Genomic DNA, 26275 nt, shown 5'->3' with positions numbered 1-26275 from the left:
AAACTGTAGGTCATTTTACAAATCTTCTTGCATGATGGGATAGTGTTTTCCATTATTATTACTAAATCTTTCTTGTGGTCGTTGCCCATCTAAAAAAGCACCCTTCATGTATACGTCCCGCCCAACAGATTGTCCTTTACACCCAGCCAAAGACATGGCTATCATTAATACCATGATGCACATCCAATAACATTTTTTTTTCATGATGACGAAGCTCCCTTCAACATTATTGTCTACATACTGTTAGATGCTAGTATGCATAGTATATGTGTAAGGAGCTTATTTTATTTTCATCATTTTTTTATAACATGTTATTGCCCATTAACCATGGCTAATAAGTCTTCCCGTTTATAGATTACTGTATCTGTTTCATATGCATTAAAGGTATCATCTGTCCATGTTGCTCGCTCCACAATAACAGAATCTTTTTTAAAAGCATCTATACGACGATACTCTGATTTTTCATCTGGAATGAGTAGAGGTGTTAGCTTACCTGTGTCACGATGATAAACATCAACTTGCCCACCTTCATGGACTCTTCCATGGCCTAAGCCTCGAATAATCAGTAAGAGCTTATCATCAAGCCAAAGTATGTCTTTAGGGGTCTGCTTGCCTTCGTCATTTCCTAATACCATCTCGTTTTCTTGGCTTTTTACATCATATCTATACAATGCTCCAGGTGCATCATCTTCACCTGTGGTATACATGATGATTCGCTGATCATTGGATACGGCATAAGAACGTATAAAATCTGTCAGCTGTGTATAGTCATCGTTGACTTTGGCATACAGCACATTGTCGTTGCTTATAACAGATAGTTCATCATTAACAACCAACAAACCATATTCACCTGGTGGCAATGAAAAATTTCTATTGGACTCAAGATTATCTTTCCCTTGACTGGTATTACCAACATGATTTCCAGTTTCCACATCCACATCTTTCACATCTGTCATACATCCTACTAACAATACAACACTCATCCCCAATATGATTAAAAACTTATACTTCATCCCTTCACACTCCTCATTATCGATTCTCTTCCATCCAATGACATGCAAAATCAACAGCATCTCGCTGATCCATGAGTAAAGTCTTGGCTTGACCAATGTGGCCTACTGCAATTTTTCCTGCCTCTTCCATAGCCTTGCCAATGAGGTTAAAATCATTCACATTTAAATCAATATCCTTATAACCAACCCACTTGGTCTCTTGGCCTACCTGCATAGGCGACGTGTTCTCTATTTCTTCTCTTTTGCCAATACGGTATTCAGCCAGGTGCAAGGATGTATTTCTATCATTGGATACACCTAGCAATAACACTTTACCGCCTAAATCATAGACTTTTGCTAAAGGAGACGTATCACCAAGACCATAATCCAGTTCATGATTGTCAACAATGGTTTGTGCATGTTTTCCCCATGCTGCAAACGATACCTGAGGATGGTCACTGCGCAATACACCTGGATAATTTCTAAATAATTCTGGGATAATTCCCATACCACATGTAGGTGTATAACGTTTATCAAAAGCTGGCATACTGTCTTTTACAGGTGCTATCCAATCTTTTGGTATCGGTGGACTCTCCCAATGGGTTGGGTCCGAATAATCAGCTGTATGGGCTGGCATAACGATGGTACCTTCTTCTGTTACAGCATCCATTAATCCTTGTATAACCGCAATAGGTCCACCACTAATCCATCCAATCTTACTCATAGCACTATGGACAATAACGGTCATACCTTCTCTTAAGCCCATTGCCCTTAATTGTTCCCCTATCTTCGTACGTGTCATGGGGTGTGATGATTGTTGAATAAGTGTTTCTTGTGTACGGGCTTTTTTACTTTCCGTTTTCTTATTTAATTCATTTTCTTGCTTATTACGATAGGCTTCCATCTCTTGAAGATAGTTCTTCTGCGTATCCGTCATGTTTTGATAGGATGTGTCTTGGGGTGCTTCTGGTGAACCGCCTTGCTGCACCTTTTCCACTAATTGATTAAATAACTCTTTTTTAATAATCCGTCCAGCATTACACTTGGTACATATGAGCATTCTTTTTATACTCACTGGCATAACAGGTATGAAAAAGAGTGTAAACCAAGTTGTCACTTTCACCAATTGCCACCCTGACTCGGTATGACATGTTTGACACATCTGATGACTTAGCATACCGTATCGCTTAACTGTTTTTAACCCCCAACCAAAAATTAACATATGGTTCTCCCTTCATTCTAAGCACTTTTTTCCATTTGGATAAATTCAATAATTATGGAGAAAATACCATAACAGGAGGTGCATATTGACCGATGGACATTAATTGCACACATGATTGTATTTATCAAAATGAAGGTAAATGCCATTTATCTTGTTCTGTAACATTAAGTCATATGAACAATAGTCGTATGGCCCACGTGGACTGTCCTTATTACTTATCCCAAGAAGACTTAGAGCAACCTTCACAGATGCAAGATCAACATTCTTAATCCTATCTAGCCATCTTATCCAGTTGCTCTGTCGTTTCGCACTTATACACATTTCGCATGGTATGAGAACACGTTGAATGCTTCATAACAGTGCGAAACGAATCTTGCTTCATCATCAATTATTGCAGTAAATCCCTTAATAAACCATTGACAATTTTAGGATTTGCTTGCCCCTTTGTTGCTTTCATCATCTGACCCACAAGAGCTCCAATGGCTGCCTGTTTTCCACCTTTATAATCAAGAACAGCTTTGGGATTTGCTTCTATGACTTCTTTCGCTAACGCTTTTAATTGACTGTCATCATTAATCTGGGTGAGTCCTTTTTCTGATACGACTTGACTTGGTGACTTATCAGACCCCCAGCATTCTGCAAAGACAGTTTTACCTATACTATTACTTATTGTACCACTTTCGATAAGATTTACAAGTTCTGCAAGTTGTAGTGGTGCAAGTGGAATACGTGCTTCTTCTTTTTCTTCTTCATTTAAGCGGCTAAAAATTTCAGTAATAATCCAATTGGCTACAGCTTTACTGTTTTTTGCCTGTTTAACTGCCTCTTCAAAATAATCTGCCATGTTTCTTGAAGCAATGAGTAAGGAGGCATCATAGTCGGTAATATTGTATTCTGTTACATAGCGTATTCTACGACTATCAGGCAACTCTGGTAACGATTTTCTTATGGCTTCTATCTTGTCATCTGAAGTGACAATAGGCATAAGATCAGGTTCAGGGAAATAACGATAATCATGGGCTTCTTCTTTGCTTCTCATAGAAACGGTTACGTTTCTTGATTCATCCCATCTTCTTGTTTCCTGGACAATCTTTTCTCCTCGTTCTATCAGACGAATCTGCCGCTTAGCTTCATATTCAATGGCTTTTACTGCAAAGTTAAAGGAGTTCATGTTTTTCATTTCCGTACGTGTTCCAAGTTCTTTTTCGCCTTTTTTCCGAATCGATAAGTTAATATCACACCGGAGAGAACCCTCATTCATTTTACAATCGGATACATCAGCATAGAGTAACACAGACCTGATCTTCTCCATAAACGTTCTTACTTCTTCTGATGAGCGAAAATCCGGCTCTGTTACAATCTCAATGAGAGGCACACCGCAGCGATTATAGTCTACTAACGTGCCACCATATTCATGAATTAATTTTCCCGCATCTTCCTCAATATGAATTCTTGTAATACCGATGTTCTTTTTATTACCATTAACCTCGATTTCCACATCTCCATTATAACATAATGGTAGATCAAATTGGGAAACTTGATAAGCTTTTGGCAAATCAGGATAAAAATAATTCTTTCGGTCTTGCTTACTATGCCCTTGAATCTTACAATTGGTTGCTAAACCTGCGCGAATGGCAAATTCAACAACTTTTTCATTAAGCACAGGTAACGTACCAGGCATACCCATACATATGGGACAACAGTGTGTATTGGGCTCACCACCAAATTCAGTGGAACAACTACAATATATCTTTGATTTCGTTTTTAATTCTGAATGGACCTCCAGTCCAATAACAACCTCATAATCTGCATAACTCATAGGACTTCACCTCTCCCTTATAATTCTATGTTTTTCTCGACTAATTGACGGTTTTGTTCATAAGCATAGGCCATTTGTAAAAGACGTGCCTCTTGGAATGCATTGGCTATAAATTGTACACCTATTGGCATATGCTGTTGATCATACCCACAGTTCATCGATAGGGCTGGTAAGCCTGCTATATTAATCGGTACAGTACAGATATCGTTCATGTACATCTCAATTGGGTTATCACTTTTTTCACCACATTTAAAGGCCGTTGTGGGTCCTGTTGGCGTTAAAATCATATCATATTGATTAAAGACTTCATCGAATTCACCCTTAATCAAAGTTCGTACTTGCTGAGCTTTTTTGTAATAAGCATCATAATATCCAGAACTTAAAGCATAGGTTCCAAGCATAATACGACGCTTGACTTCTTGTCCAAATCCTTCACTTCTTGATTTTTTATATAAGTCCAGTAAACTGCTATATTCATTAGCTCGATGACCATATTTAACACCGTCATACCTTGCTAAATTAGACGAAGCTTCAGCCGAAGAAATAATATAATAAGCTGACAGTGCTAAGTCTGTCATGTTCATATTGACCTCTTCCACAATGGCACCCATATCTTGTAACAATGTGGCAACAGCTAATACATTGGTTTTCACTTCTTCTTGTATACCTTGACCAAAATATTCCTTAGGAAGAGCAATCTTCATACCTTTTATATCTTGTCCTAGATGTTTTGTTAGGGAAGTGTAGTCTACATTAGCAGAACTTGAATCCATTGGGTCATAACCCATGATATGGTCAAGGACAAGTGCCATGTCCTTAACATCCTTAGTGAGTGGTCCAATCTGGTCCAATGAAGAGGCAAAAGCAACCAATCCATATCTAGATACTGTACCATAAGTCGGCTTCATACCTACAACGCCACAATAACCTGCTGGCTGTCTGATAGAGCCGCCTGTATCAGAGCCTAATGTAAAGACAGCCTCCTTGGCAGCTACAGCAGCAGCTGATCCGCCTGAACTTCCCCCTGGTACACGGGATAAATCCCAAGGGTTTTTTGTTGAGTGAAAATAAGAATTCTCAGTGGAAGACCCCATGGCAAACTCATCCATATTTAGTTTACCCAATATCACCACATCTTCAGCTTTTAATTTTTTTGTCACGGTGGCATCATAAGGTGGAACAAAATCCTCTAACATCTTGGAACCGCAAGTGGTTTTTATACCATGTGTACATATGTTATCCTTAATAGCTATAGGTATTCCTGCAAGCTTTCCTAGTTTTTCACCTTTTACCCGTTTGTCATCCACTTCTTTTGCCTTTTTAAGAGCCTCATCTGATGTACATGTAATATAAGCCCCTACCCGGTCATCTACTTGACTTATTTGGTTAATATACGCCTTGGTAATTTCTTCACTGCTTATATGTTTAGCCTCTAAACCCGCTGAGAGTTCATGGGCTTTCATCTTTAATAAATCCATTTCTATTAATCCTCCTTTTTATTCAACCACTTTAGGTACACTAAAACATCCATGCTGCTTACTAGGAGCATTAATAAGTAATTCATCTCTATTATTAGAAGGGTGTACCTCATCTTTTCTAAACACGTTGGTTATGGGTATCACGTGATCTGTGGGATTAATATTTTCAACCTCTTGTTCATTGATTTGATTAGCAAAATTAATGATGGCCACCATATCTTTCGTCATCTGCTCTTTTTCATTATCTGTTAAATTGAGTCTTGCTAAATTGGCTACATGTTCGATTTGTTCCTTTGTAATCTTCACAGTCATTCCTCCTTTTTATTATTTTTTATATTTAATTCATACATACGACCTTAGTCTATAAGGCATATATAAGAATGAAATGCATAAGATAAACAAAATTTCTATATCAAAATAGAAGCGTTTAACGCCTCTATATAACCCATGACTATCCCTTAATTAATATGGAAAAAGGGGCTGTCTCATTAAGCAATATAACGTCAATATCATAGAAAAGTATAAGAAGTTAAGCGTAAAGCAAGCCACGAACCGTAACACAGACCCTCTAAATATGGACATTTAAGGGTCTGAAATGCTTAACTACTTATATTTTCCAAAAACCTCTAGCATTAAATTTGCTTTTATGAGACAGCGCCTTTTTCAAAAAATCCCCTAAAATTCTTAGGATACATTGTACCATATGACTGGATGGAATACAATGCTTAATTTAAATTTTAAATATAACTTTACACTTTATAAAAAATATTGTTTATTACATATGACTAAAATATATGCAAATATCTTCATTATCCCTTGACAAAATAGAACATTATTATTGGGAAAGATTAGAAGCTTTATCTATTCCTTCTTAAAAACTTACCTTATTTCATTGACCTTCAATTAATTCCAAAAATGCTTCTTCATTAATAATAGGTACATCCAGTTCTTTTGCCTTTTTATTCTTAGATGACGTGGATTCTGTATTATTATTAATCAAATAATCTGTTTTGCTGGTTACACTACTCGTTACTTTACCACCAAGATGTTCAATACGCTCTTTCAGAGCCTTACGGTTATCATGTCGCTCTAAGCTGCCTGTAATAACAAATGTCTTTCCTTCTAACACAAGATTAGCGCTACCAACCTCCATCTGTTGGAATACAATATAATGAAGCAAATCATCAATGATTTGACGATTCGTTTCGTTACCAAAATAATGAACGAGCGCTTTTGCAATAACCCCACCATAACCTTCAATGGTCATCAGTTCTTCTTCTGTGGCACATAATATAGCATCAAAATCATAGCGATAATGCTTACATAATAACTTGGCATTGCTAAGACCTACATTAAGTATACCTAACGCATAGATAAAGTTAGGTAAAGCTACATGTTTACTCTTTTCAATGGAATCTATAAGATTAACATAAGATTTTTCTCCCAGTCCTTCCATGGCAATAATCGCTTCTTTATGTTGTTCAATACGGTATATATCTGCAAAAGTCTTTATAAATCCTTGTTCAATAAATTTCTGTAAAGTTGATTCAGATAATCCTTCAATGTTCATGGCATCCCTGCCAACAAAATGTGTGAAGGACTTAAGTTTCTTGGCTTGACAATCCAGATTCAAGCAATATAAAACTTTTACATCATTCACTTGCTTAACATCTGTTTCCCCACCACAAACAGGACATGCTTCTGGAATATGCACATGTCTGTCTTCATCCTCTTGATGATCGTATTCTAATTTCGTTAAGTTTTTGGCTACTTGAGGAATAATCATGTTCGCTTTGTACACTTCAATGGTATCACCGCTAATGAGCTCCAGTGATTCCAGTATACTCACATTATGAAGACTGGCTCGCTTTACAGTTGTTCCTTCTAATTCAATGGGTTCAAAAATAGCGATAGGATTAATAGCTCCTGTTCTAGAAGCGCTCCATTCAATTTCAATCAGTTTTGTGGCTTTGATTTCATCACTCCACTTATAGGCAATGGAATGCCTTGGAAACTTGGATGTTTGCCCTACACTTCTGGAATAAGTGATCGAATCATAGGTTACTACTAAACCATCGGACCCAAAATCATTATCTTTAATTCGATTCTCAAAATCTTCCACAACAGACCCTATATTTTCTTGGTTGACTATCTGATAATCAACTGTATCAAATCCTAATGATTCTAGCCACTGTAAGGCTTTAATCTTCGAATCGTCAAAATCCATTTGCTCAGCTTCTACCACTGCAAATGCAAAATAATGAACATTTCGTTTTGCTGTAATCTCATTATTAAGCTGTCTTACTGTGCCGCTGCATAGATTTCTTGGATTCTTATATTTATCTTTATCAACAATCTGATCATTAATGACTTTAAAATCCGAATACTTGATAACCGCTTCACCACGTACAATCATTTCACCATCATAAGCAATTCTAAGGGGTATATTCTTAAATACTTTGGCATTATTGGTAATCACTTCACCTATTTCTCCATTACCTCGCGTAACTGCTTTAACAAGCTCACCATGCTTATACGTTAGGACGATGGTTAAACCGTCTAGTTTCCATGACATGATGCCTTTTTTATCCTTAATCCACTCTTTCAGCGCAAGGATGTCTTTGGTTTTATCTAACGATAACATGGGAATCTTATGTTTTTCTTTGGGCAAATTGGATAATAACGTATAACCTACCTTAGACGTTGGGCTATGACTAAGAACGATACCTGTCTCTTCTTCCATAGCAACAAGCTGGTCATATAGTTCATCGTAATCATAGTTACTCATAATTTCTCTATCTTCTTGATAGTAGGCTTTGCTTGCTTCATTAAGCTTAGCCACTAACACTTTCATTTCTTTTAACGTATCCATTCCTAACTCTCCTTAATTAATCTCTCTATAAGTTATTCTTTGTATGTTGGACTTTTATTAAACATGCGCTCTCTTATTTTACCATTTTTTTAGGCAAAAAAATAGTCGTATAAAACGACTAAGCTTTTAAAGGAATATGATTGTCTCTCATTTTATCTATAAATTCTATCTTTTTTTCAGTCATTTCCGTAAATTGAGTAGCAGTTATGTTCCCTTGTTGGTAAAGCAAGTCCAAAAATTCCAGAAAATTTTCAGTGAGTTCAATTAAGGTCTTAACTTCTGAGTCGTTTACATACATCTCGACCACACCCATCCCAAATTATTTCTTTCTATCTATTTATTATTTATATATTATTATATATTAATTATACACAATTATTAGAAAAATATGTCAGCTTTTTTAGAAAATAGGACTAATTACCTATAATTTTCTCCTATTATTCGCCTTTTTTCTACAAAATCAGCGTAACTAAAGGTTATTTTATTACCTTTTTGTAAGATTTTTTCCTTGGTATTTTTATGATTTTTTAGCGACAACTGAACATTTTTTTCTCCTCTCTTGTTAAGTATATATAGTCGGTTGCTTCTGCTGTCTTTTGATTTTTTAGTGAGCGGTACAAAATATTATTTAGCTTTTGAAGCAGTACCGGGTCATTGGTCTCACTAATTATTTTTGAAGCCTTTATAAATGCCTCTACTGTGTTAATCTTAGCCATTGTTAGCCTCCCTTTTATTTATAATATCGCACGCATCTATAAACTCTAGTAGAAAGAATTGTATAATCTGATCAATCTTGCAATATTTTAAAAACGATCGATACTCTCTGTACTTGGAGCTATTCCTTATGCGTATCTCCAATTTAATTATATGCACTTTATTAAATTCTATGAACATTATATCTTCATCTTCTCTTTTTTTCTCTTCATTGTCAAGTGCATTTTCTTTTACTGCAAATATGGCATTGTTTCCAGTAACTTTATATATGCTGTCCGTACGGTCTGTATTCGTACATATTTTGTTTCTTATACCATCTACGATATATTCAGCGCATACAACAACATCTTTATTGGTGTCAAACAGCACTTTGCATGTAATCATAGCAATGGCATATATGTAACCTTGGAGAAATTGCTCTTTATTATGTCGATGCTGATTATAATTTTTAATAAACATGTCATTCTTCTTGTAAAGTTGTGTCATATAATTAGCGATGTTCTCAACATATTCTGGTATACGATCGACAAAATACTGTGTAATGGGAATATGCTGCTTGCCTAGGTTCAGATAAACCCCTTGATTAATCTGCTCCCTAACCTTGCGTTCAAAAGTTCTTAATTCTTGTTTCGCAAGCTCTATTTCATTTCCCTTAGCAATTAGCTCTTCATTTTTAATTTTATTACGGCTTTCTATCTCCGCTTCCATATCCCGGTATTGAGCTTCAAGTATATTATAGTTATTCATAAGGATGTCAATGGGTTTTACTTTATAATTTCGGTCTCCTTGTTTGTTTAGATAATAAATGTAAATAGCAAAGCAGAGGATAAAGCCAATAATGAAAAACAAAATAAACCAGATAAAAACGTCGGCCTTGTTTATACTCGGTTCATCTGTAAATACATTGTAGACTGCCATAAACGTACTTACAATGCACCCAATCCCAAAAGATGCAATACTTCTCTTTTTATTATTGATCTGACAGAATAGGATAGCAATGAAAACGCCATATATGAGTCCACATGACATGAAAATGATCCCATACTTCATTCAATTCCCCTCCCATATCATTGTAACATATTATTTTATAATTTTAAATATTAAATTAATTTAATCTTTCTACATTATATTGCACTAAACATCAAAAAAATAAGCCCTTACAATGTTGATGTGTCATACATTGTAATAGCTTATTTTTTAATTGATATTATGTCAAATAGGCATTTGCTTTATCACTAACCTTCAAAGTTATGCCATACATTTTGTACATCATCGTCCTCTTCCAATAGATCAATCATTTTATCCATTTTTTTAAGGTCATCATCTGATGTTAGTGCTGTCAAGGTTTGAGGAATCATGGTAATCTCAGCTGACACACATGTAATACCAGCTTTTTCAATTGCTGCACTTACTTCACCAAAATCTTCAGGGGTTGTTATAATCTCATAATAACCTTCTCGCACTTGAAAATCTTCAGCACCCGCTTCAAGGGCCATCATCATCATATCATCTTCCTCTAGATCATCTTTAAATTCAATAATAAGTTGCCCCTTTTTATCAAACATAAAAGATACACAGCCTGTTGTACCAAGGTTTCCTCCACCTTTTGTAAAAGCATGGCGTACATTAGCAGCTGTTCTATTTTTGTTTTCAGTTAAACAATCTACAATAACTGCTACACCACTGGGTCCATAACCTTCGTATGTAATTTGCTCATAATTAATAGATCCAAGCTCTCCAGAGGCTTTTTTGATACTTCTGGAAATGGTATCATTGGGCATATTACTGGATTTTGCTTTTGCAACAACGTCCCTTAATTTTGAGTTAGTGGCAGGATCGGGACCACCTTCTTTAACAGCAACAGCTATTTCACGACCTATTTTTGTAAAAATTTTTCCCTTTTTAGCGTCCTGTCTCTCTTTTCTATGTTTTATATTGGCAAATTTAGAATGTCCAGCCATAAACATTTCACTCCTTCACATGAATTCAACTGTCATTTTAACATGTTTTTATGAAATTGACAATATGACCTTAATGCCAATATACTGCGAATACTTCACCAAAAAACGTCTAAACGATGACACCAATATGGATTGACTATTTTAGCACTTCCTTGTAATACGCCATGGTATTTTTTGTGTTAAGCAACCTTTTAAGTTTGATGAAACCGTTAATATTAAGAATGCCAACGGATAGTATAAAATTAACGATATAATAGATATATTGATAATTGGTTAATATATCAAAACCTAAAAATACTTTAAAACCATAGAACAAAATTGTCGTGATGAGAGATGTCGCAAAAAATGTTAAGAGACCATATAGGAAGAGTTCAGCCATAAACATCCTCATGACTTTTACTTCTTCAACACCAAATATATCAAATAACACCATATCTCTTTTTCTCAAATTAAATATTTGATTCAAGTTTGACGAAACACTTAAGGTACTTATCAGAAATAGTATGAACATAACAAAAACACTGATCGTCACAATAATGACTGCAAAACGAGGTAAATTACCTGTTGTTTCTAATATGTACCTGGTTTTTAGACTGGGGGATTCTTGTTTTATCACATCTGATATGTCTGCCAATTTATTAACCTCTGGAACAATAACAATTAATCTTGAAAAATAAGGCTCACCTGTTTTTGTCATCCCCATGGCGATTTCTTGAGACATATCCTCATGAATTAAGGACAAATTGTTATTAAACATGGATAAATCGTCACTATCAACAAAACCATAAAAAGTTCTTTCAATTAAATACTCTGAACTGGTCCACGTGTCACCTTCTTTTATGTACTTGTAATCTTTCATATACAGTTTATCGCCAATGGTTAATTGACTAAACTTATCGTTATGTTGTAACGATTGACTCAAGAAAATAAAATCATCATCGACCGCGTCCGCATCGATTTTAAAATACTTCAAGGCCTGTGTGCTAACGCCAAAAATATTGGTCATATCCAGATTATGAAGATCATGACTCAACAATTTAACTGGATGAGAAGCATCCCAAAATGCTTCCTCAACCCCATGGTAATTTTCAAGGTTTTCTTTCAGCTCATGGGGTATACGCATGGGATCATCCTCATTATATACTTCCATAAAATATAAAGAGTTGTTATCCACGATACCCATTTTCATATTGTCATAGACCGACAACACAATACCTAATACGAGGTTTAGAATCAGCAGAAAAGTCATTAATGAAAACATCACCCCAATGAATTTCTTGAAATTCCGGTTAAAAAATAAGCATACGTTTTTCATTTTACCCCACCTCGATTCACTTTGCTTAGATTCCCCTTATGTAACCGATAGATGTCGTCTGCAATGTCATCATAAAAATCATCATGTGACACCAGGAGTATCACTTTACCTTCACGCTTCCATTCTTTAAAATAATTAACAATCATTTTCTTATTTTCTTCATCAATATTGGCGGTAGGCTCATCTGCAAATATAATGGACTTATTCGCTAAGAATGCTCGCATAATAGCAATCCTTTGTCTTTCTCCTCCAGATAATAGTTTAATAAATATACTTTTTCTATCTTCCATTTTAAATTTTTTTAAATAAGTATGGATGTCTGCTTCAATTTCATCTTCTTTTTTGTTTGTTGAAAGACGTAAAAATACTTTTAAATTTTCTTCAAGGGTCAAATCTTCAAATAAATTATAATCTTGAAATATAAAACTCATGTTGACTTTTCTCAGTCTTTTTTTGCCTTTTATATCCAATTGACTTATGTTTTTTTCTTGCCAATATATGTCCCCTGAGTCTATGGGTTCTAATAAGGCCAATATGTTTAATAAAGTCGACTTCCCTTCTCCTGAATCACCTTTAATTAAAATAAGTTCACCATGCTTTAACGCTAAATCCACATTTGACAGTACTACTTTGTCATGATATTTTTTAGATACCTTATTTAATCGGATAATCGTTTCTTTCATCATTAGAGCTCCTTTATATATCTTTAGTCATCAACTGTAAAGGCATTAATTTGAACGGATCATATATTGTATTTCTTGACCCAATTGGGTAGCAAATAAGTTTACATGCTTCGCTTCTTTCGTCCTAGAATAACCACCAGCTACCTTAAATGTCTTAAGTTTATGCAATATTTTTTCTTTAGACGTATCCGAGATTTTAGTTTGTGAATGATGGTATATTTCTGTATAGATATGAAGAAGAAAAATCTCAGAATCTCCCTTATAATTTAACACCTGTTCTTCATAACTGGGTATATCTTCTTGTATCACTTTCTTATGAGCACACGCGTGGGTATTGAGTCGCATGGTTTGCATAAATAATGTTTCATGATCATGACCATCATGTAACACATGCTCAAAAAAATGTATCAGTTTATCGAATACCTTCTTACGACTTTTATGCTCTTTCATTTCCAATGCTTTGTATAACATGAAATGATCATATACATTATTTTTCGTTATGGTCATATCCCCCACATTATCAATCGTATTTTTAATACTTCGTTCTACCAGCTCATTTAACTTTTCGTTATCTATGTAATTTGTGAGCATATATGCATAATAGATATCCCCATTACTTAGCATACTTTGGTTATATACATTCAATATATTATTCAAATAATGATTGGCATGATGTGTGAAATCCATCAGTTTCATATCATTCAATTCAATGGATCTTAAAAAGACATATAAGCTCCTAAACGTGGGTATCATATCAACGGGTTTAAAATAAATATAACCTTCATTGCATGGTATGTCTCTTACCCATTCATAGATTCCTCTGTTCATATAATTTATCACATGAGCCATTTCATAAAATTGTATTTTTACAAAAGCCATAAAATCATTTTTACTTGTTAACATTAAACTGAGTTCATCCATGATACTTGATATTTTTTCATCCTCTATCACAAAGTCGCTAAACAAATGTAACCCTTTATTCAATATAACCATATCACCTATATTAATATGACCATCAATGTCATAATCATTAACTTTATCGATGAACTGTTGCTGATAGCTCTCTTCTAATTCAATATCCCTTATACCCAACATTCTTTTTATGTCTATTAAGCTTAGTCCAATCATCATTTGTTCTTGGTTTGTATAATGGTCATAAGGCATATGACTTATTGTTTCTACCATATCTACAATAACATGCAGTTCTTCTTTTTCTTTATTGAGTAAAACAATTTTACTTAAAATTTGCAGATACATGACGAGATTTTTCTGATCATTTTCTAAAAAACCAGCCACTCGCTCTATATCTTTTTGTATAACTTGGTCATAACGAATAAAATCCATAGCATCTAAGGCTACTTCCTTACAAAAGTTATCAACAGAATAGAGCAAGTCATATTTTTTATATAACCCCATTTCATTTTCTTCTAAACTATCCATTTCATCAATAATCATTTTTTTTAGAGTATGTTGGTCGAGCTTTTTAGGATCATAAGTACCAAATTTATTAATCATTCTTATATTAATTAACGTATCCTCTAATGAGGGTAATTCTGTATACTCCATCATTTCAATGTTATCATTGGTGACGAATTTGCTTAAATAATTACCTATATGCTCATCATAAACGAGATACTTTTCCTGAGTTGTTGAATCCTTCATGGTACTTGATGTATGATTGCTTTTATTCATTGCATAAATGATAACAACACCTATTATAATTAAACCGATATAGATTAAAAATTTTTTCATATTGTTTTCCCCATATTTTAGTTTATTGTTAATAATACAGGGTTGTCTCATCATACCATGAGACAACCCCCATCATCTTAATTCTCTAAACTCTTGCAGTTGTTGAGAATGGTACGCCCGCTGCAAATCCTGAAGCAGTGTTTTCACAACCAACATAAATAGTAAAACCGTTAGCTCCTACTCTTCCTCTATACCAAGCCATGCTTGCGCCATTTGAATTTTTCCAATAGCCACCGCTTGTAGATGTATAGCCAGAACCGGATATTGAACCTGAACCTGCTTTAAAAGTGATGGATGCAGATATGCCAATTACATAAAAATCCCATTCTGTTTTTATCCATGTTGGGCTAGGATAAGAAGAACTATTATAGTCAGCAGTCACTTGAAACTGTCCAGTGCCATCAGAATCAGCAAATGATTGAATCCATACATCTGATCTAATGGTTCCGTTTAATTGTGGGATGTTATCTGTTCTTGTTGCACTTCTTGCAAATACGCTTTGTGATAATAATGCTAAGCAAAATACAATTACTAATGCTTTTTTCATACGACATTCTCCTCCGTTTTTTTACTGTTTTTATCAACAGTTTTTTAATGGTTACTTTTTTCTTAAACTATCTGATCAGGTTAGTTTATCTATGTTAAGTGCTGTGAAGCACTGAACATCTGCATTATGTATAATTTTTTGACTATTTTTATTAATGTTATAAAAAATGATGTGTATTTAAATATTTTTATTTATGTCTTAACATTTCAAAAATATTATATAATCATTATATTGTGTATCAACCTCTTATGTCAAGGGTTACATTCCATAAATTTATAGTTTTTTCTTATAATTTTATGGTTATTATTGATCATTAGTCTCTTTTTACCATTATTTAACTCAACAAATTACCTAATTAACTTAATATTTACATATTTTTTACATATTTTTCTAAATTATATAATCATTTTAACTGGTTATTGCAGCATAACAAAACAAAAAAAAGAGAACCTCAAGTTTTTTGAGATTCTCCATCATATTTATATCTTCTATTTCTATAGCTATATACGACTATACAAGGTTATTTAACCATTTCTTAGAATACATCCGTTTAACAGAAAAAATTAATTTCACCACTTCTTCAAACAAAACAAATGCGTATACATACTGTATATCCAGTTTGAGCCAAAGCCCACTTATAAATGCTAAAGGTACGCCAATGAGCCAAACACCACCCATATCCAATAACATGGTAAATCTTGTATCGCCACCACTTCTCAGAACACCTACAATCAGAATAAGGTTAACCACTTTGAATGGAATATAGATACTAAAAACAATCAAGGATAGCCTTGCAAAATACTTGACATCTTCCGATACATTAAATAAACTTACCACAGTACCTGATAAGGCAATGACCAATACACTCATAAACACAGCTACTAAGATACCCAACTTAATAAATTTCTTCGCGTAGGAAAAAGCACGGTCCAGTTTATCTTGACCAAGATCATTCCCCAGCATAACGGCACAGGCACTTGACATACCAAAGAACCATACCATAAAAAGCTGTTCAATGGTCTGGGTCAATGTCATGGTAGCCATAACCGTCTGCCCCATACAGCCATATACAAATGCATACGTGGCAACACCAAGTGACCACATGACCTCATTACCTATAACCGGTGCAACTGTTGTAAGATACTGCTTGACAAAATCTTTGCTGAAGTTAAAGTAAGACTTGATACGACCACAAATAGGCAGTTTAAAGAAATTGACACTTAATATGAGCAAACACGCTTCAAGAATCCTTGCAATAAGGGTGGCATAGGCAGCACCTCGAACACCAAGGGCTTCAAACCCTAGATGACCATAGATCAACATCCAATTCAAGAAAGTATTCACCAGTATGCAAAGGATGGTGATACCCATGGGTATCTTCACATAGTTCATACCCCGAAGAACAAAAATATACCCAAAGGATACTGCATTAAAGCAATAACTCCACCCAATAATGCGTAGATACTTAGCGCCTTCTACAATAACGGGTTCATCCTGAGCAAAGATATTCATGATAAAACTGGGAAAACATATTGCCCCAATGGAAAAAATAAAGCCACCTGAAAAAGCAATGACTAAGCAGATACCAAGTACTTTTTTAAGGCTGGAAATATCTTTTTTCCCCCAGTATTGAGCCGCGAATATAGCTGTACCGCTACTTGTACCAAACAAAAACAAATTCAATAAAAAATATAATTTATTAGCGCCTCCCACACCAGCTACAGCTGTATCACCAAGTGAACTGATCATAAATACATCCACCATGTTCAGTGCAGATGTGATAAAATTTTGAAAAGCTATGGGTAGTCCTATAGCTAATAATTTTTTATAAAAGTGTTGGTCATTTTTTATTATATTTACCATACTTATCATTCCTTACTATGTCTAAAAAATTGTATAGGGCGACTATGATATTGCTACATGCTGACTTACACCATGCTTAATAAATAAACCATCAGCGGAATGGTGAGAATAGATAACATGGTACTAATAAATACCCCTTCTGAAGCTAACACCTCATTCCCACCAAATTCTTTACTTAATATGACTGCATTAGCTGCTACAGGCATACCTGTAATAATAACAGGTACACCAGCCATAATGGGATTAAACCCAAAATTTCGAATAGCCAATAAAATGGCTACTGGAAAAACAATTAATTTTAGTACACAATATATGTATAATCGACCATTTGAAAATATATTTTTAATGTTTACATTGGCTAATGAAGCACCGATTACAATCATGGATAAGGGGGTTGTAAGACCTCCTATCATGTTTACGGTATCTTTTATGGTAATATGTGGTGACCATTTGAGTGAAAATAGAATAAGCCCAATGATGATCGCACAGATACCAGGGTTTAGCATTTTTTTAAATTCAAACTTAGTTTTTTCCTTATTGTTCGAGGAAACAAAGAATATACCTAACGTATACACCAACGCATAGAATGGCAGATTGTATATAGAAGCATAAAAGACAGCTTCTCGTCCAAATATAGCATTCACAACTGGAAACCCCATAAAGCCTACATTTGAAAACATAATCATAAATTTATAGACCCCCAAGTTGTGCTGTTCAACCCGTAGCAGACGCGGCACAATAAAAGTCATAAGAAATAAACATATGTACACCATAACGGATAGCAATAATATCCCTAATATCTCATCCCTACCTAGATTTGATTTACTCATCATTGAACTTAAAATAAGCATGGGCGCTGTTACATTAACGATGAGACTTGATAATTTTTTACTGGTATGATCGTCAATGATATGTCTTTTTCGAATGAAGTAGCCTAAAAACAGCACTAAAAACAAAACAATTATTTGATTGATAATTGCACTAAAATTCATGATATATCCCCTTTTAATGTTTATCACGTTTCATACATATGTAAAGCAACTCATCTATCATTATATACGTTTTATTCCAAAAGACAAGAACTATTTTTTGCATGATCTACCTGCATTTTTACAAACTACTTCTATTCGGCTTATTTCATTTTGCACACTAATTAAGGCTCCCTTACGGAAGCCTTTTAACTATGTATCAACGCCAAAACTAACAATCAAAGCTTTATCCACTTTTTCCATTACTTGATCTTCCAAATGACACACTTTTTCTTTCAAACGCTTTTTATCGATTGTTCTTACTTGTTCAAGTAAGATAACCGAATCTTTGACGAGGTCATATTTCTTTGCTTCAATTTCCACATGGGTTGGAAGCTTAGCTTTGTTAATCTGCGATGTTATAGCTGAACAAATCACAGTTGGACTATATTTATTTCCGATATCATTTTGAACGATAAGTACTGGACGTATACCACCTTGTTCAGAACCAATAACTGGTCTTAAATCTGCGTAAAATACATCCCCACGTTTTACTACCACATTACTCACTCTCCGCTATTTTGCTGAACTTCTTTACCTCACCTTCAAAAATAACAACATATTTAAATTTTCTTATCATGTGTATTTCTAAAACATATGTAAAAGTTCAACGCTATTCTCTTATATTTACCATTATCACCAAATACTCTTTTCCTATACCAAAAAAAATAATTTTTTTATTCGGTGTGATGAAATAATGGAAATCTAAAAGCTTGCGAAGTATTTATTCAAAGTAGTCCACGCATGCCACTACTTGATGATTCCTCATATATACCCGAGGTATTCTTTTTCCTAATTGACAAACCACCTCATAATTAATGGTCCCTTTAATACGAGCAATGTCATCTGCTGTAATGTGATTTTTTCCTTGTTTTCCTATTAATACAACCTCATCTAAATCCTTAACACCTTCAATGTGGGTCACATCAACCATAAACTGATCCATGCACACGCGACCTACAATGGGTGCATATTCTCCGCCAATCAGTACGCTGCCTTTTGATGATAAGAGACGATCATATCCATCACCATAGCCTACAGGAATTGTAGCAATCTTAGCTTTTCCTTTTGTTCGATATGTACCACCATATCCTATATAGGTACCAGCCTCTACTTCTTTTATATGTATGATATGGCTAATAAGTGATAAAACAGGTTGTAAATCAACTTTATTCTTTTGCACATCCATGGATGGATAAAATCCATATAAAGAAATACCTAGCCTGACAATATCTTTGTGAGCTTCATCTATATCAATAATGCCAGCGCTATTAGCTGTATGCTTAATAGGTATAAAACAACCCTTATCTTCTAATTTCTTCACAAATTGGTCAAATTGATCCAGTTGGTTGTATGTAAACGTCTTGTCAGCTTCATCCGCTTTTGAAAAATGGGTATAAATACCCTCTATCCTTAAATGAGGTAAATCAAAAATACGACTAATCGTGTCTATGGATTCGTCATGAGGTATAAATCCTATTCTACCCATTCCAGTATCCAGTTTCAGATGAATATTTGCCTTTTTCTTATATTGCTCTGCTGCTTTCGATAGATTCTCTGCCATGGAATACTTATATACCGTTTGAATTAAATCGTACGTAATGACCTTGTGAGCCATGTTATCTGGTGTGTACCCTAATATAAGAATGGGTACATCAATATTATGTTTCCTAAGGCTAATGGCTTCCTCCAGTGTAGCAACGGCTAAACGCTTTATACCATTTTCTACAAGTACTTTTGATATAGGTATTGCACCATGACCATACCCATCTGCTTTTACAACCGGCATAAGTATGCTGCCTTCGGATAATCTTTTTCTACAAGCTTTAACATTATGTATTAATGCATCTAAATCAATGGAAGCGTATACTCTGTTGTACTTATCCATAAGAATCCTCCTAAGTATCTATAAGTCATCATATCCTTCGTTATGGGAATGGTATCAATCTGTTATCATCCAATGAACGATGCAGATATGCTGTCATCTGTTATCTCAAACATGATTGTATTATACTACGAATATAAAAAGACTGTCAAAAGTCAATATATAGAACGCATGCTTCGACAGCCTCAAGTTAAACCCACTATATTATATTATTATTCATGAATACTTCATTTCATTACATCTGGAAGATGTCTAATCACATCTGTTGCCATTAAACCATATTCCCCCAGGTTCTTTTTGGCACAATCACCTGCTTTACTGTGCAAATAAACACCTAATAAAGCACCATCATAAGGTTTCAATCCTTGAGCGATTAGAGAAACGATAATACCTGTTAACACATCACCTGAACCTGCTGTAGCCATGCCTGCATTACCATAAACATTAATACATGTATCATCCTCAGGTGATGTAATTATTGTGCGAGCACTTTTTAGAACACATACAAGGTTATACTGCTTACTAAATGCCTGAGCTACGCCTATTATATCTTTTGATACTTCCTCAACAGTCGATCGGGTCAATCTTGCCATCTCTCCTAAATGAGGGGTGATGATAATATCACAACTAGCCGTATCCAGAATGGCTTTATCCAGTGATAAACTACCCAGACCATCAGCATCGATCACTAGCGTCTTGTGGTAATATCTTAACACACATTCTAATAACTCTCTGGTTATACTATCGTTTCCAAGTCCTGGACCTATAGCAACCGCATCAGCCCATTCTAAATTGGCAATTAATTTTTCTTTATCTACTTTGGATAAGAATTCTCCACGACAATAAGTCTCCACAATGGCTTCTGGTACACAACTGGGGATTGTATGGGCTACATTCTCTTCTATAAATACTTTAACCAACCCTGTACCAGCTCGATATGCTGCCAAGGTGGTCATAACAGCGGCTCCAGCCATATTCGATGTACCAGCAATCATCAGTGTCTTTCCATAAGTACCCTTATGGGATTCTTGTTTGCGTTTAGGCAGTAAATGCTTGCACATGTGGTCATCCATCAACATCATGGATGGTTTAACGTACCGGATGGATTTGTCAGGTATACCTATATCTGCAACGACCAATTCTCCTGTATAATCTGTTCCTGGGTGTAATAACAAACCAACCTTTGGTAAACAAAATGTAATGGTACGGTTGGCTCTTATGGCCATACCTAATATCTGTCCTGTATCCACATGAACACCTGAAGGCGTATCAACTGCTATTATGTAGGCATTTGATTGATTGATGCAATGAATGGCTTGTTCATAGATACCTGTAATATGCCGACTTAGTCCCGTACCAAAAATAGCATCATAAATAACATCAGCACAACTTAATAGTTGGGCTAAATCTGCTAAATCATCTTCTGTACGACAAGCGATCATCGGAATCTCAAGATTTCTAGCTACTTGGAAATTGGTATAGGCATCGCCCTGTATCTTTTCATAGTCACCAATAATAGCAATGGATACCTGTACATGGTTGCATTGCAGAATCCTGGCAATGGCAAACCCATCACCACCATTGTTGCCAACACCACAACAAATAACCACCCTCTTTGCTTCCCGTACTTGATTAATGGTCTCACTGACTACAGCCATGGCTGCATTTTCCATTAACACTGGACCAGGCAGTTCTAGCTCTTCTATGGTGTACCTATCGATGTCTCTCATTTCATGACCTTTTACGACTTCCATATTATATCCCCTCTCCATGACTAAGCCTGTAGTGACTTGGTCGTTTACTTACATAGCACCCTCACCAATGGCAACAGCAACAACATAATGTTCTGAATGTGAAATGGACACGTGTATGTCCCTTATTTGACTGGCATGTGCTAGATTTTTAGCTTCTCTGTATAAGTGTATATACGGTTTCCCCTTATGGTCTCTCAACACTTCAATATCTGTCAGTGTAAAGCCTATAAAACCAGTACCTAAAACTTTCGACACCGCTTCTTTCACAGCAAAATTGCCTGCTATGGTTTCCACCCTGTAATCCCTTTTTTTAAACAGTGTGTTTTCTTGAGCAGTGAAGTATTTATCTAAGAAACGTTTATTTTCAATGGATTTTTTTATTCGGGCTATTTCCACAATATCCGTCCCAATACCTTTTATCATCACTTGCCTCCTAGATACTTCTTATCATACTTCTTGTCATACTTTTTATCATACATCTCTATAATCTCATATCCTACAAGGTCATGCATATAAGAATATAATTTATCATATTCTTCCTTTGCTTCTGTTTGCCTTACCAGCTTGTCCTTCAATTCCTGTCTTACCCGCTCTATCCACGCTTCTAATTCTTCCAATTCCTTCTTGTCTTCAAACATGCGCATATAACAGTTTTGCATGGTGTAGGTCAACAACTCTTTATTGATGTTCTCAATATCTTGGGGCAGGGTAACCATACGTTCTTCCATCTTTTCTATTTTATCCTTAATATCCTGAATATATTTCTTGCTCTTGGCCATTTCATGAATGGCATAATCATCTTCATCTTCAAAGGCATCTTTCATGTTTTCCATGATGTCTGCCATCATTTTCTTTTTTAATAAGGTATATTCTTTAAAATCAACGGTCAACTGTCCTTGTTCTGCTAATAATTTGGTTAATTTTTTTTCTAAATCTGCAATATGCCTTGGCTTTTTTATCCCATCAAATAATTCATGCCATCGACTATCCAAAGTTAACATATGCACTTTTCGATTAATCTTGATTGGCTCTTCTATCTTTTGTTTTCTGAAAAACATGCATTCACGTCCTTGTCATCTCTATCTATTGAACTTATTTAACCTATGATTCATGGTGTATGACCCATCATAACTTAAGCTTGCATTGTATAATTCTTAATCGTATTTATTATATCGTACTGAACCTCATAATTCTATAGCCTATTAGTACATATTGCTTAATTATAATGTCATTAAAATACGTAGACCGAAATACCTAACATACACTGAAATTTTTTACACAAAAAACTCCATGTTTGATTGCCGCACAAAATGCAGCATCAACATGGAGGTTTACATTAAATCTTTTCTTTTGGGAACGCAAGGGTTAGTTTAAACAGGTCACCATCTACATGAATCGTCAAACGCCCCCCTTGGAGTTCAACTAAGCTTTTGGCAATGGAGAGACCAAGACCTGACCCTTCTGTGTTCCTTGATGCATCACCTCTGGTAAATCGTTCTGTAATATCATGCACATCAAAGGTCATTTCATAGGCTGAAGTATTCCGGAAGATAATGGTCACTTCCTCTTCTCCATCTATCATATGAATATACACCCGAGAACCCTTCATAGCATATTTCAATATATTAGTCATAATGTTTTCAAACACACGATAGGTCCTTCTACCATCTAACTGACACATAATTGGTTCTTCAGGTACATTAAGACGGATGATCAAATCGCTCTTGTTGAGCTTTTCCTCTAACTCACCCAAAGTCTGACGAAATAATGCGTTAATATCTAAGCTTTCTAGCTGTATGTCTATATTGCCACTGCTTGCCTTACTGGCTTCAAAAAGATCTTCAATCAGTACTTTTAACCGTTTTGCCATTGTATCTAATATAGTCGTATATTCCTTCCTCTTATCTTCGTCTAAAGTCTCGTCTTTCAATAAATCCACATAAGTAATAATAGAGGTTAAAGGTGTTTTTAAATCATGAGATACATTCGATATTAATTCTGTTTTCATTTTTTGGCTCTTTGTGGCTTTATTCACTGCAACACTAAAGCCTTTTTTTATGCGATTCAGATTCTCTGTAATAGGCCTTAGGATACCTCCTGTGCTTTCATCGATGACCCTATCAAAGTTACCTTCTGATAGTTGAGCACTTATGTCATCAAGACTCTTAATGTCATTGGCTAGTTTCGTTAATGCTTTTAGCAGCAAGCCACCTACAGCAATGGCTAATAAGACACCTAATTGGGCAGGTAAAATAGAAATCATCAATAACAGCAATACACTGCCTAAGGCCATTAATATGATCTTCCTTGTACTATGATGGCGTATATCAATGGATAGCAGCTGTTTAAGCCTATTAAAAAACTTTAATAACAAGAGAAGTACAAAACTGTTTTTAATGAAACCATTAACGAAACCCTCATAGTAAATATATTTTATATAGACAACAAACAAATGTATGAACAAGAATAGAATACTAACAACAGTAATACCCATTGCATAATAATAAGTATCTGTGTTCAGAACAGCATCAAACCATAGATTAGGATGAATCATAAAACCCAATTCATGAAAACCACTTGCAATAAATACGCCGATTAATAAGCATAATCCTATTTTGAATTCTATATATAATTTGTTAAAAATACGGAATAAGGGTATGTTGCTCTGAAAACCATAAGGTATAATAAATGCAATAATCATCATGATGAGCATACTGATAAAACCAATGGCTAAAATTAAGAGCACATATTTTTCAACCATATATTGTATCATACCATCTGCGACAACATCATCATATGCTAGCAGGTTATCCTTCACCATATAGGTAATATCAAGGTCTCCAAACTTTCTATGATGACTTGATTCGTCAAACTTATTGTTTGCATTGGTTGTAATGATCTCTATAGTATTATCATTATGGTCAATAAGTCGAATTTCATCATACGCAATTGTCAATTTCTCTTTATAATGATTCATCATATCTTGGTAATCGGATAAATACATTGTTATAACTGTTTTATTCCTCCTATCTACCCTTTCCTCCCCAAAAGTAAATAATTCCTTAATACGATAATCACCAAAACTTATTTCAGGTGTATGTTCTAGCGTCACCTCAGCATTTTCATTAGACTGGATATGCAAATAAAAGGGGTTATTCTTTATTTGGCTGTCTGTAATATCCTCATCATCAAAATTGCTCAAGGTCTTTTTACTTCTTTTATCTATAATTCGATATTTGACACTCATTACATGGATATTCGTATTATTTATAACCTCATCTTCTGGCTGAAGATCTTGACGGAGTTTATCAATAAGATTCCTTGTTAAGTATAGTATTTCCCGATTAAAAGCACTGGTTTCCATATAGCGCTTTTGTTCCGACTCAGTATCAAATACCCTATCCCTAATGGGTCTGTAGCTGCTTACAACTGCAATTGCTGACAAGATAATCATTAGAAATGTTATGCATGTTCTAGGTATATACCTGATTTTATGTGTCGAACCTTTTCTCCCGCTATCCTTCTGGGTGCCTTTTTCATTGCCGACTATCTCGTCCAGCTGCTCTTTACCTTCTTCTATATTCAACTCATAGTAAGCGTCATCGGATTGGTTATCATTGGTTTCAGCTTGTTTAACTTGCCTATCGTGTTCTTGATTCATAGATTCTTGCTCTTTATTTCTGGAATTTGTATCCAATTCCCCACACCACCTTTAGATATTTTGGCTCTTTTGGGTTAATTTCAATCTTTTCACGAATACGTCGTATATGCACGGTTACCGTATCAGGGTTATAAGCAGGTTCTTGCCAAACTTTTTCGTATATGTCATGAATGGAAAATACACGGTCAGGATTGCTCATGAGTAAATATAAAATCTTATATTCTAATGGTGTGATTTTTACAGGCTCCCCATCGACTAATAATCTTTTATAGGTATCATTCAGCTCAATACCACCAATCTGTAACGTATCTCTATCCACTTCATCTGCCTGCCTATAACGGGTATAACGCCTTAAGTTTGAATTAACCCTTGCTAACAATTCTAAGGGATCAAAAGGCTTGGTAATGTAGTCATCTGCTCCAATATTCAACCCTAGAATTTTATCGGTGTTTTCTGACTTAGCCGATAATATGATAATAGGTACCGTGCTTATCTCTCTGATTTTAAGGGTTGCAGCTGTTCCATCCATACGAGGCATCATCACATCCATTAACACCAGATGTATATCCTCCTTTTTAAAAACCTCTACTGCCTCTAACCCATCATAAGCCTTAAACACATTATAATTTTGATTCTTGAGATAAACTTCAATTGCATTAGCTATGGCTTGTTCATCATCAACAACAAGTATATTGTACATATGCACATGTCACTCCCTGACCACTAAGA

General features: G+C 35.0%; 25 protein-coding genes. 1 reads left to right on the top strand and 24 read right to left on the bottom strand.

The window, feature by feature from the left end:
* Positions 1-15: 15 nt before the first annotated feature.
* From HZI73_RS11690 to HZI73_RS11680, 3 genes are all read right to left on the bottom strand, one after another.
* Positions 16-204 carry a hypothetical protein gene (locus tag HZI73_RS11690; protein ID WP_212698402.1) on the bottom strand — a complete coding sequence of 63 codons (189 nt, stop codon included), beginning with the start codon at positions 202-204 and terminating at the stop codon, positions 16-18.
* A 107-nt stretch (positions 205-311) separates the two neighbouring features.
* Complete coding sequence (locus HZI73_RS11685) at positions 312-1013, bottom strand: DUF4652 domain-containing protein (RefSeq protein ID WP_212698401.1); 702 nt, start codon at positions 1011-1013, stop codon at positions 312-314.
* A 16-nt stretch (positions 1014-1029) separates the two neighbouring features.
* Positions 1030-2214, bottom strand: a complete 1185-nt coding sequence (locus HZI73_RS11680; RefSeq protein ID WP_212698400.1) for an AAC(3) family N-acetyltransferase — start codon at positions 2212-2214, stop codon at positions 1030-1032.
* Positions 2215-2306: 92 nt separating this feature from the next.
* Here HZI73_RS11680 and HZI73_RS11675 point away from each other — a divergent pair, with 92 nt between their 5' ends.
* Positions 2307-2483 (top strand): hypothetical protein, encoded by a 177-nt coding sequence (locus tag HZI73_RS11675; RefSeq protein ID WP_212698399.1) that lies wholly within the window; start codon positions 2307-2309, stop codon positions 2481-2483.
* Between the two features lie 119 nt (positions 2484-2602).
* Here the strand turns inward: HZI73_RS11675 and gatB are convergent, their stop codons facing one another.
* The 21 genes from gatB to HZI73_RS11570 form a co-directional block, all read right to left on the bottom strand.
* The gene (gene gatB / locus HZI73_RS11670; protein WP_212698398.1) at positions 2603-4033 is read right to left on the bottom strand and encodes an Asp-tRNA(Asn)/Glu-tRNA(Gln) amidotransferase subunit GatB; all 1431 of its coding nucleotides are present in this window, start codon (positions 4031-4033) and stop codon (positions 2603-2605) included.
* Positions 4034-4050: 17 nt separating this feature from the next.
* Positions 4051-5511 (bottom strand): Asp-tRNA(Asn)/Glu-tRNA(Gln) amidotransferase subunit GatA, encoded by a 1461-nt coding sequence (gene gatA, locus HZI73_RS11665; RefSeq protein WP_212698397.1) that lies wholly within the window; start codon positions 5509-5511, stop codon positions 4051-4053.
* 18 nt (positions 5512-5529) lie between these two features.
* Positions 5530-5817, bottom strand: a complete 288-nt coding sequence (gatC, locus tag HZI73_RS11660; protein WP_212698396.1) for an Asp-tRNA(Asn)/Glu-tRNA(Gln) amidotransferase subunit GatC — start codon at positions 5815-5817, stop codon at positions 5530-5532.
* 583 nt (positions 5818-6400) lie between these two features.
* Complete coding sequence (ligA, locus tag HZI73_RS11655) at positions 6401-8383, bottom strand: NAD-dependent DNA ligase LigA (protein WP_212698395.1); 1983 nt, start codon at positions 8381-8383, stop codon at positions 6401-6403.
* A gap of 118 nt (positions 8384-8501) precedes the next feature.
* On the bottom strand, positions 8502-8681 hold the full coding sequence (locus HZI73_RS11650) for a hypothetical protein (protein WP_212698394.1): 180 nt from the start codon (positions 8679-8681) through the stop codon (positions 8502-8504).
* A 229-nt stretch (positions 8682-8910) separates the two neighbouring features.
* Positions 8911-9099 carry a hypothetical protein gene (locus HZI73_RS11645; protein WP_212698393.1) on the bottom strand — a complete coding sequence of 63 codons (189 nt, stop codon included), beginning with the start codon at positions 9097-9099 and terminating at the stop codon, positions 8911-8913.
* A complete protein-coding gene (locus tag HZI73_RS11640) occupies positions 9092-10147 on the bottom strand; it encodes a hypothetical protein (protein ID WP_212698392.1) in 1056 nt (351 codons plus the stop codon). The genes HZI73_RS11645 and HZI73_RS11640 overlap by 8 nt, the downstream gene beginning before the upstream one ends.
* A 185-nt stretch (positions 10148-10332) precedes the next feature.
* Positions 10333-11058 carry a YebC/PmpR family DNA-binding transcriptional regulator gene (locus HZI73_RS11635; protein ID WP_212698391.1) on the bottom strand — a complete coding sequence of 242 codons (726 nt, stop codon included), beginning with the start codon at positions 11056-11058 and terminating at the stop codon, positions 10333-10335.
* A gap of 136 nt (positions 11059-11194) precedes the next feature.
* Positions 11195-12373, bottom strand: a complete 1179-nt coding sequence (locus HZI73_RS11630) for an FtsX-like permease family protein (RefSeq protein ID WP_212698390.1) — start codon at positions 12371-12373, stop codon at positions 11195-11197.
* Entirely contained in the window at positions 12370-13059 is a 690-nt protein-coding gene (locus HZI73_RS11625) for an ATP-binding cassette domain-containing protein (protein ID WP_212698389.1), read from the bottom strand. Before HZI73_RS11625 ends, HZI73_RS11630 begins: the two co-directional genes overlap by 4 nt.
* A gap of 42 nt (positions 13060-13101) precedes the next feature.
* Positions 13102-14808 carry a hypothetical protein gene (locus HZI73_RS11620; RefSeq protein ID WP_212698388.1) on the bottom strand — a complete coding sequence of 569 codons (1707 nt, stop codon included), beginning with the start codon at positions 14806-14808 and terminating at the stop codon, positions 13102-13104.
* 85 nt (positions 14809-14893) lie between these two features.
* Complete coding sequence (locus HZI73_RS11615; protein WP_212698387.1) at positions 14894-15355, bottom strand: hypothetical protein; 462 nt, start codon at positions 15353-15355, stop codon at positions 14894-14896.
* A gap of 510 nt (positions 15356-15865) precedes the next feature.
* Positions 15866-17218, bottom strand: coding sequence for an MATE family efflux transporter (locus HZI73_RS11610; protein WP_212698386.1), 1353 nt, complete (start codon positions 17216-17218; stop codon positions 15866-15868).
* Between the two features lie 65 nt (positions 17219-17283).
* Positions 17284-18210, bottom strand: a complete 927-nt coding sequence (locus HZI73_RS11605; protein ID WP_212698385.1) for an AEC family transporter — start codon at positions 18208-18210, stop codon at positions 17284-17286.
* A 189-nt stretch (positions 18211-18399) separates the two neighbouring features.
* Positions 18400-18747 (bottom strand): type II toxin-antitoxin system PemK/MazF family toxin, encoded by a 348-nt coding sequence (locus HZI73_RS11600; protein ID WP_212698384.1) that lies wholly within the window; start codon positions 18745-18747, stop codon positions 18400-18402.
* A 223-nt stretch (positions 18748-18970) separates the two neighbouring features.
* Positions 18971-20134 (bottom strand): alanine racemase, encoded by a 1164-nt coding sequence (gene alr, locus HZI73_RS11595; protein ID WP_212698383.1) that lies wholly within the window; start codon positions 20132-20134, stop codon positions 18971-18973.
* Between the two features lie 224 nt (positions 20135-20358).
* Positions 20359-21885, bottom strand: coding sequence for an NAD(P)H-hydrate dehydratase (locus HZI73_RS11590; RefSeq protein ID WP_212698382.1), 1527 nt, complete (start codon positions 21883-21885; stop codon positions 20359-20361).
* 48 nt (positions 21886-21933) lie between these two features.
* Positions 21934-22308 (bottom strand): holo-ACP synthase, encoded by a 375-nt coding sequence (acpS, locus tag HZI73_RS11585; protein WP_212698381.1) that lies wholly within the window; start codon positions 22306-22308, stop codon positions 21934-21936.
* Complete coding sequence (locus tag HZI73_RS11580) at positions 22308-22943, bottom strand: peptide chain release factor 1 (RefSeq protein ID WP_212698380.1); 636 nt, start codon at positions 22941-22943, stop codon at positions 22308-22310. Before HZI73_RS11580 ends, acpS begins: the two co-directional genes overlap by 1 nt.
* Before the next feature lie 278 nt (positions 22944-23221).
* The gene (locus HZI73_RS11575; RefSeq protein WP_212698379.1) at positions 23222-25582 is read right to left on the bottom strand and encodes a sensor histidine kinase; all 2361 of its coding nucleotides are present in this window, start codon (positions 25580-25582) and stop codon (positions 23222-23224) included.
* On the bottom strand, positions 25560-26246 hold the full coding sequence (locus tag HZI73_RS11570) for a response regulator transcription factor (protein ID WP_212698378.1): 687 nt from the start codon (positions 26244-26246) through the stop codon (positions 25560-25562). Before HZI73_RS11570 ends, HZI73_RS11575 begins: the two co-directional genes overlap by 23 nt.
* Positions 26247-26275 lie beyond the last annotated feature (29 nt).

The sequence above is a fragment of the Vallitalea pronyensis genome, assembly GCF_018141445.1.
Lineage (GTDB): Bacteria > Bacillota > Clostridia > Lachnospirales > Vallitaleaceae > Vallitalea > Vallitalea pronyensis.
Note: the sequence above shows the minus strand (reverse complement) of the source record. Positions and strands in the feature narration are given on the sequence as shown.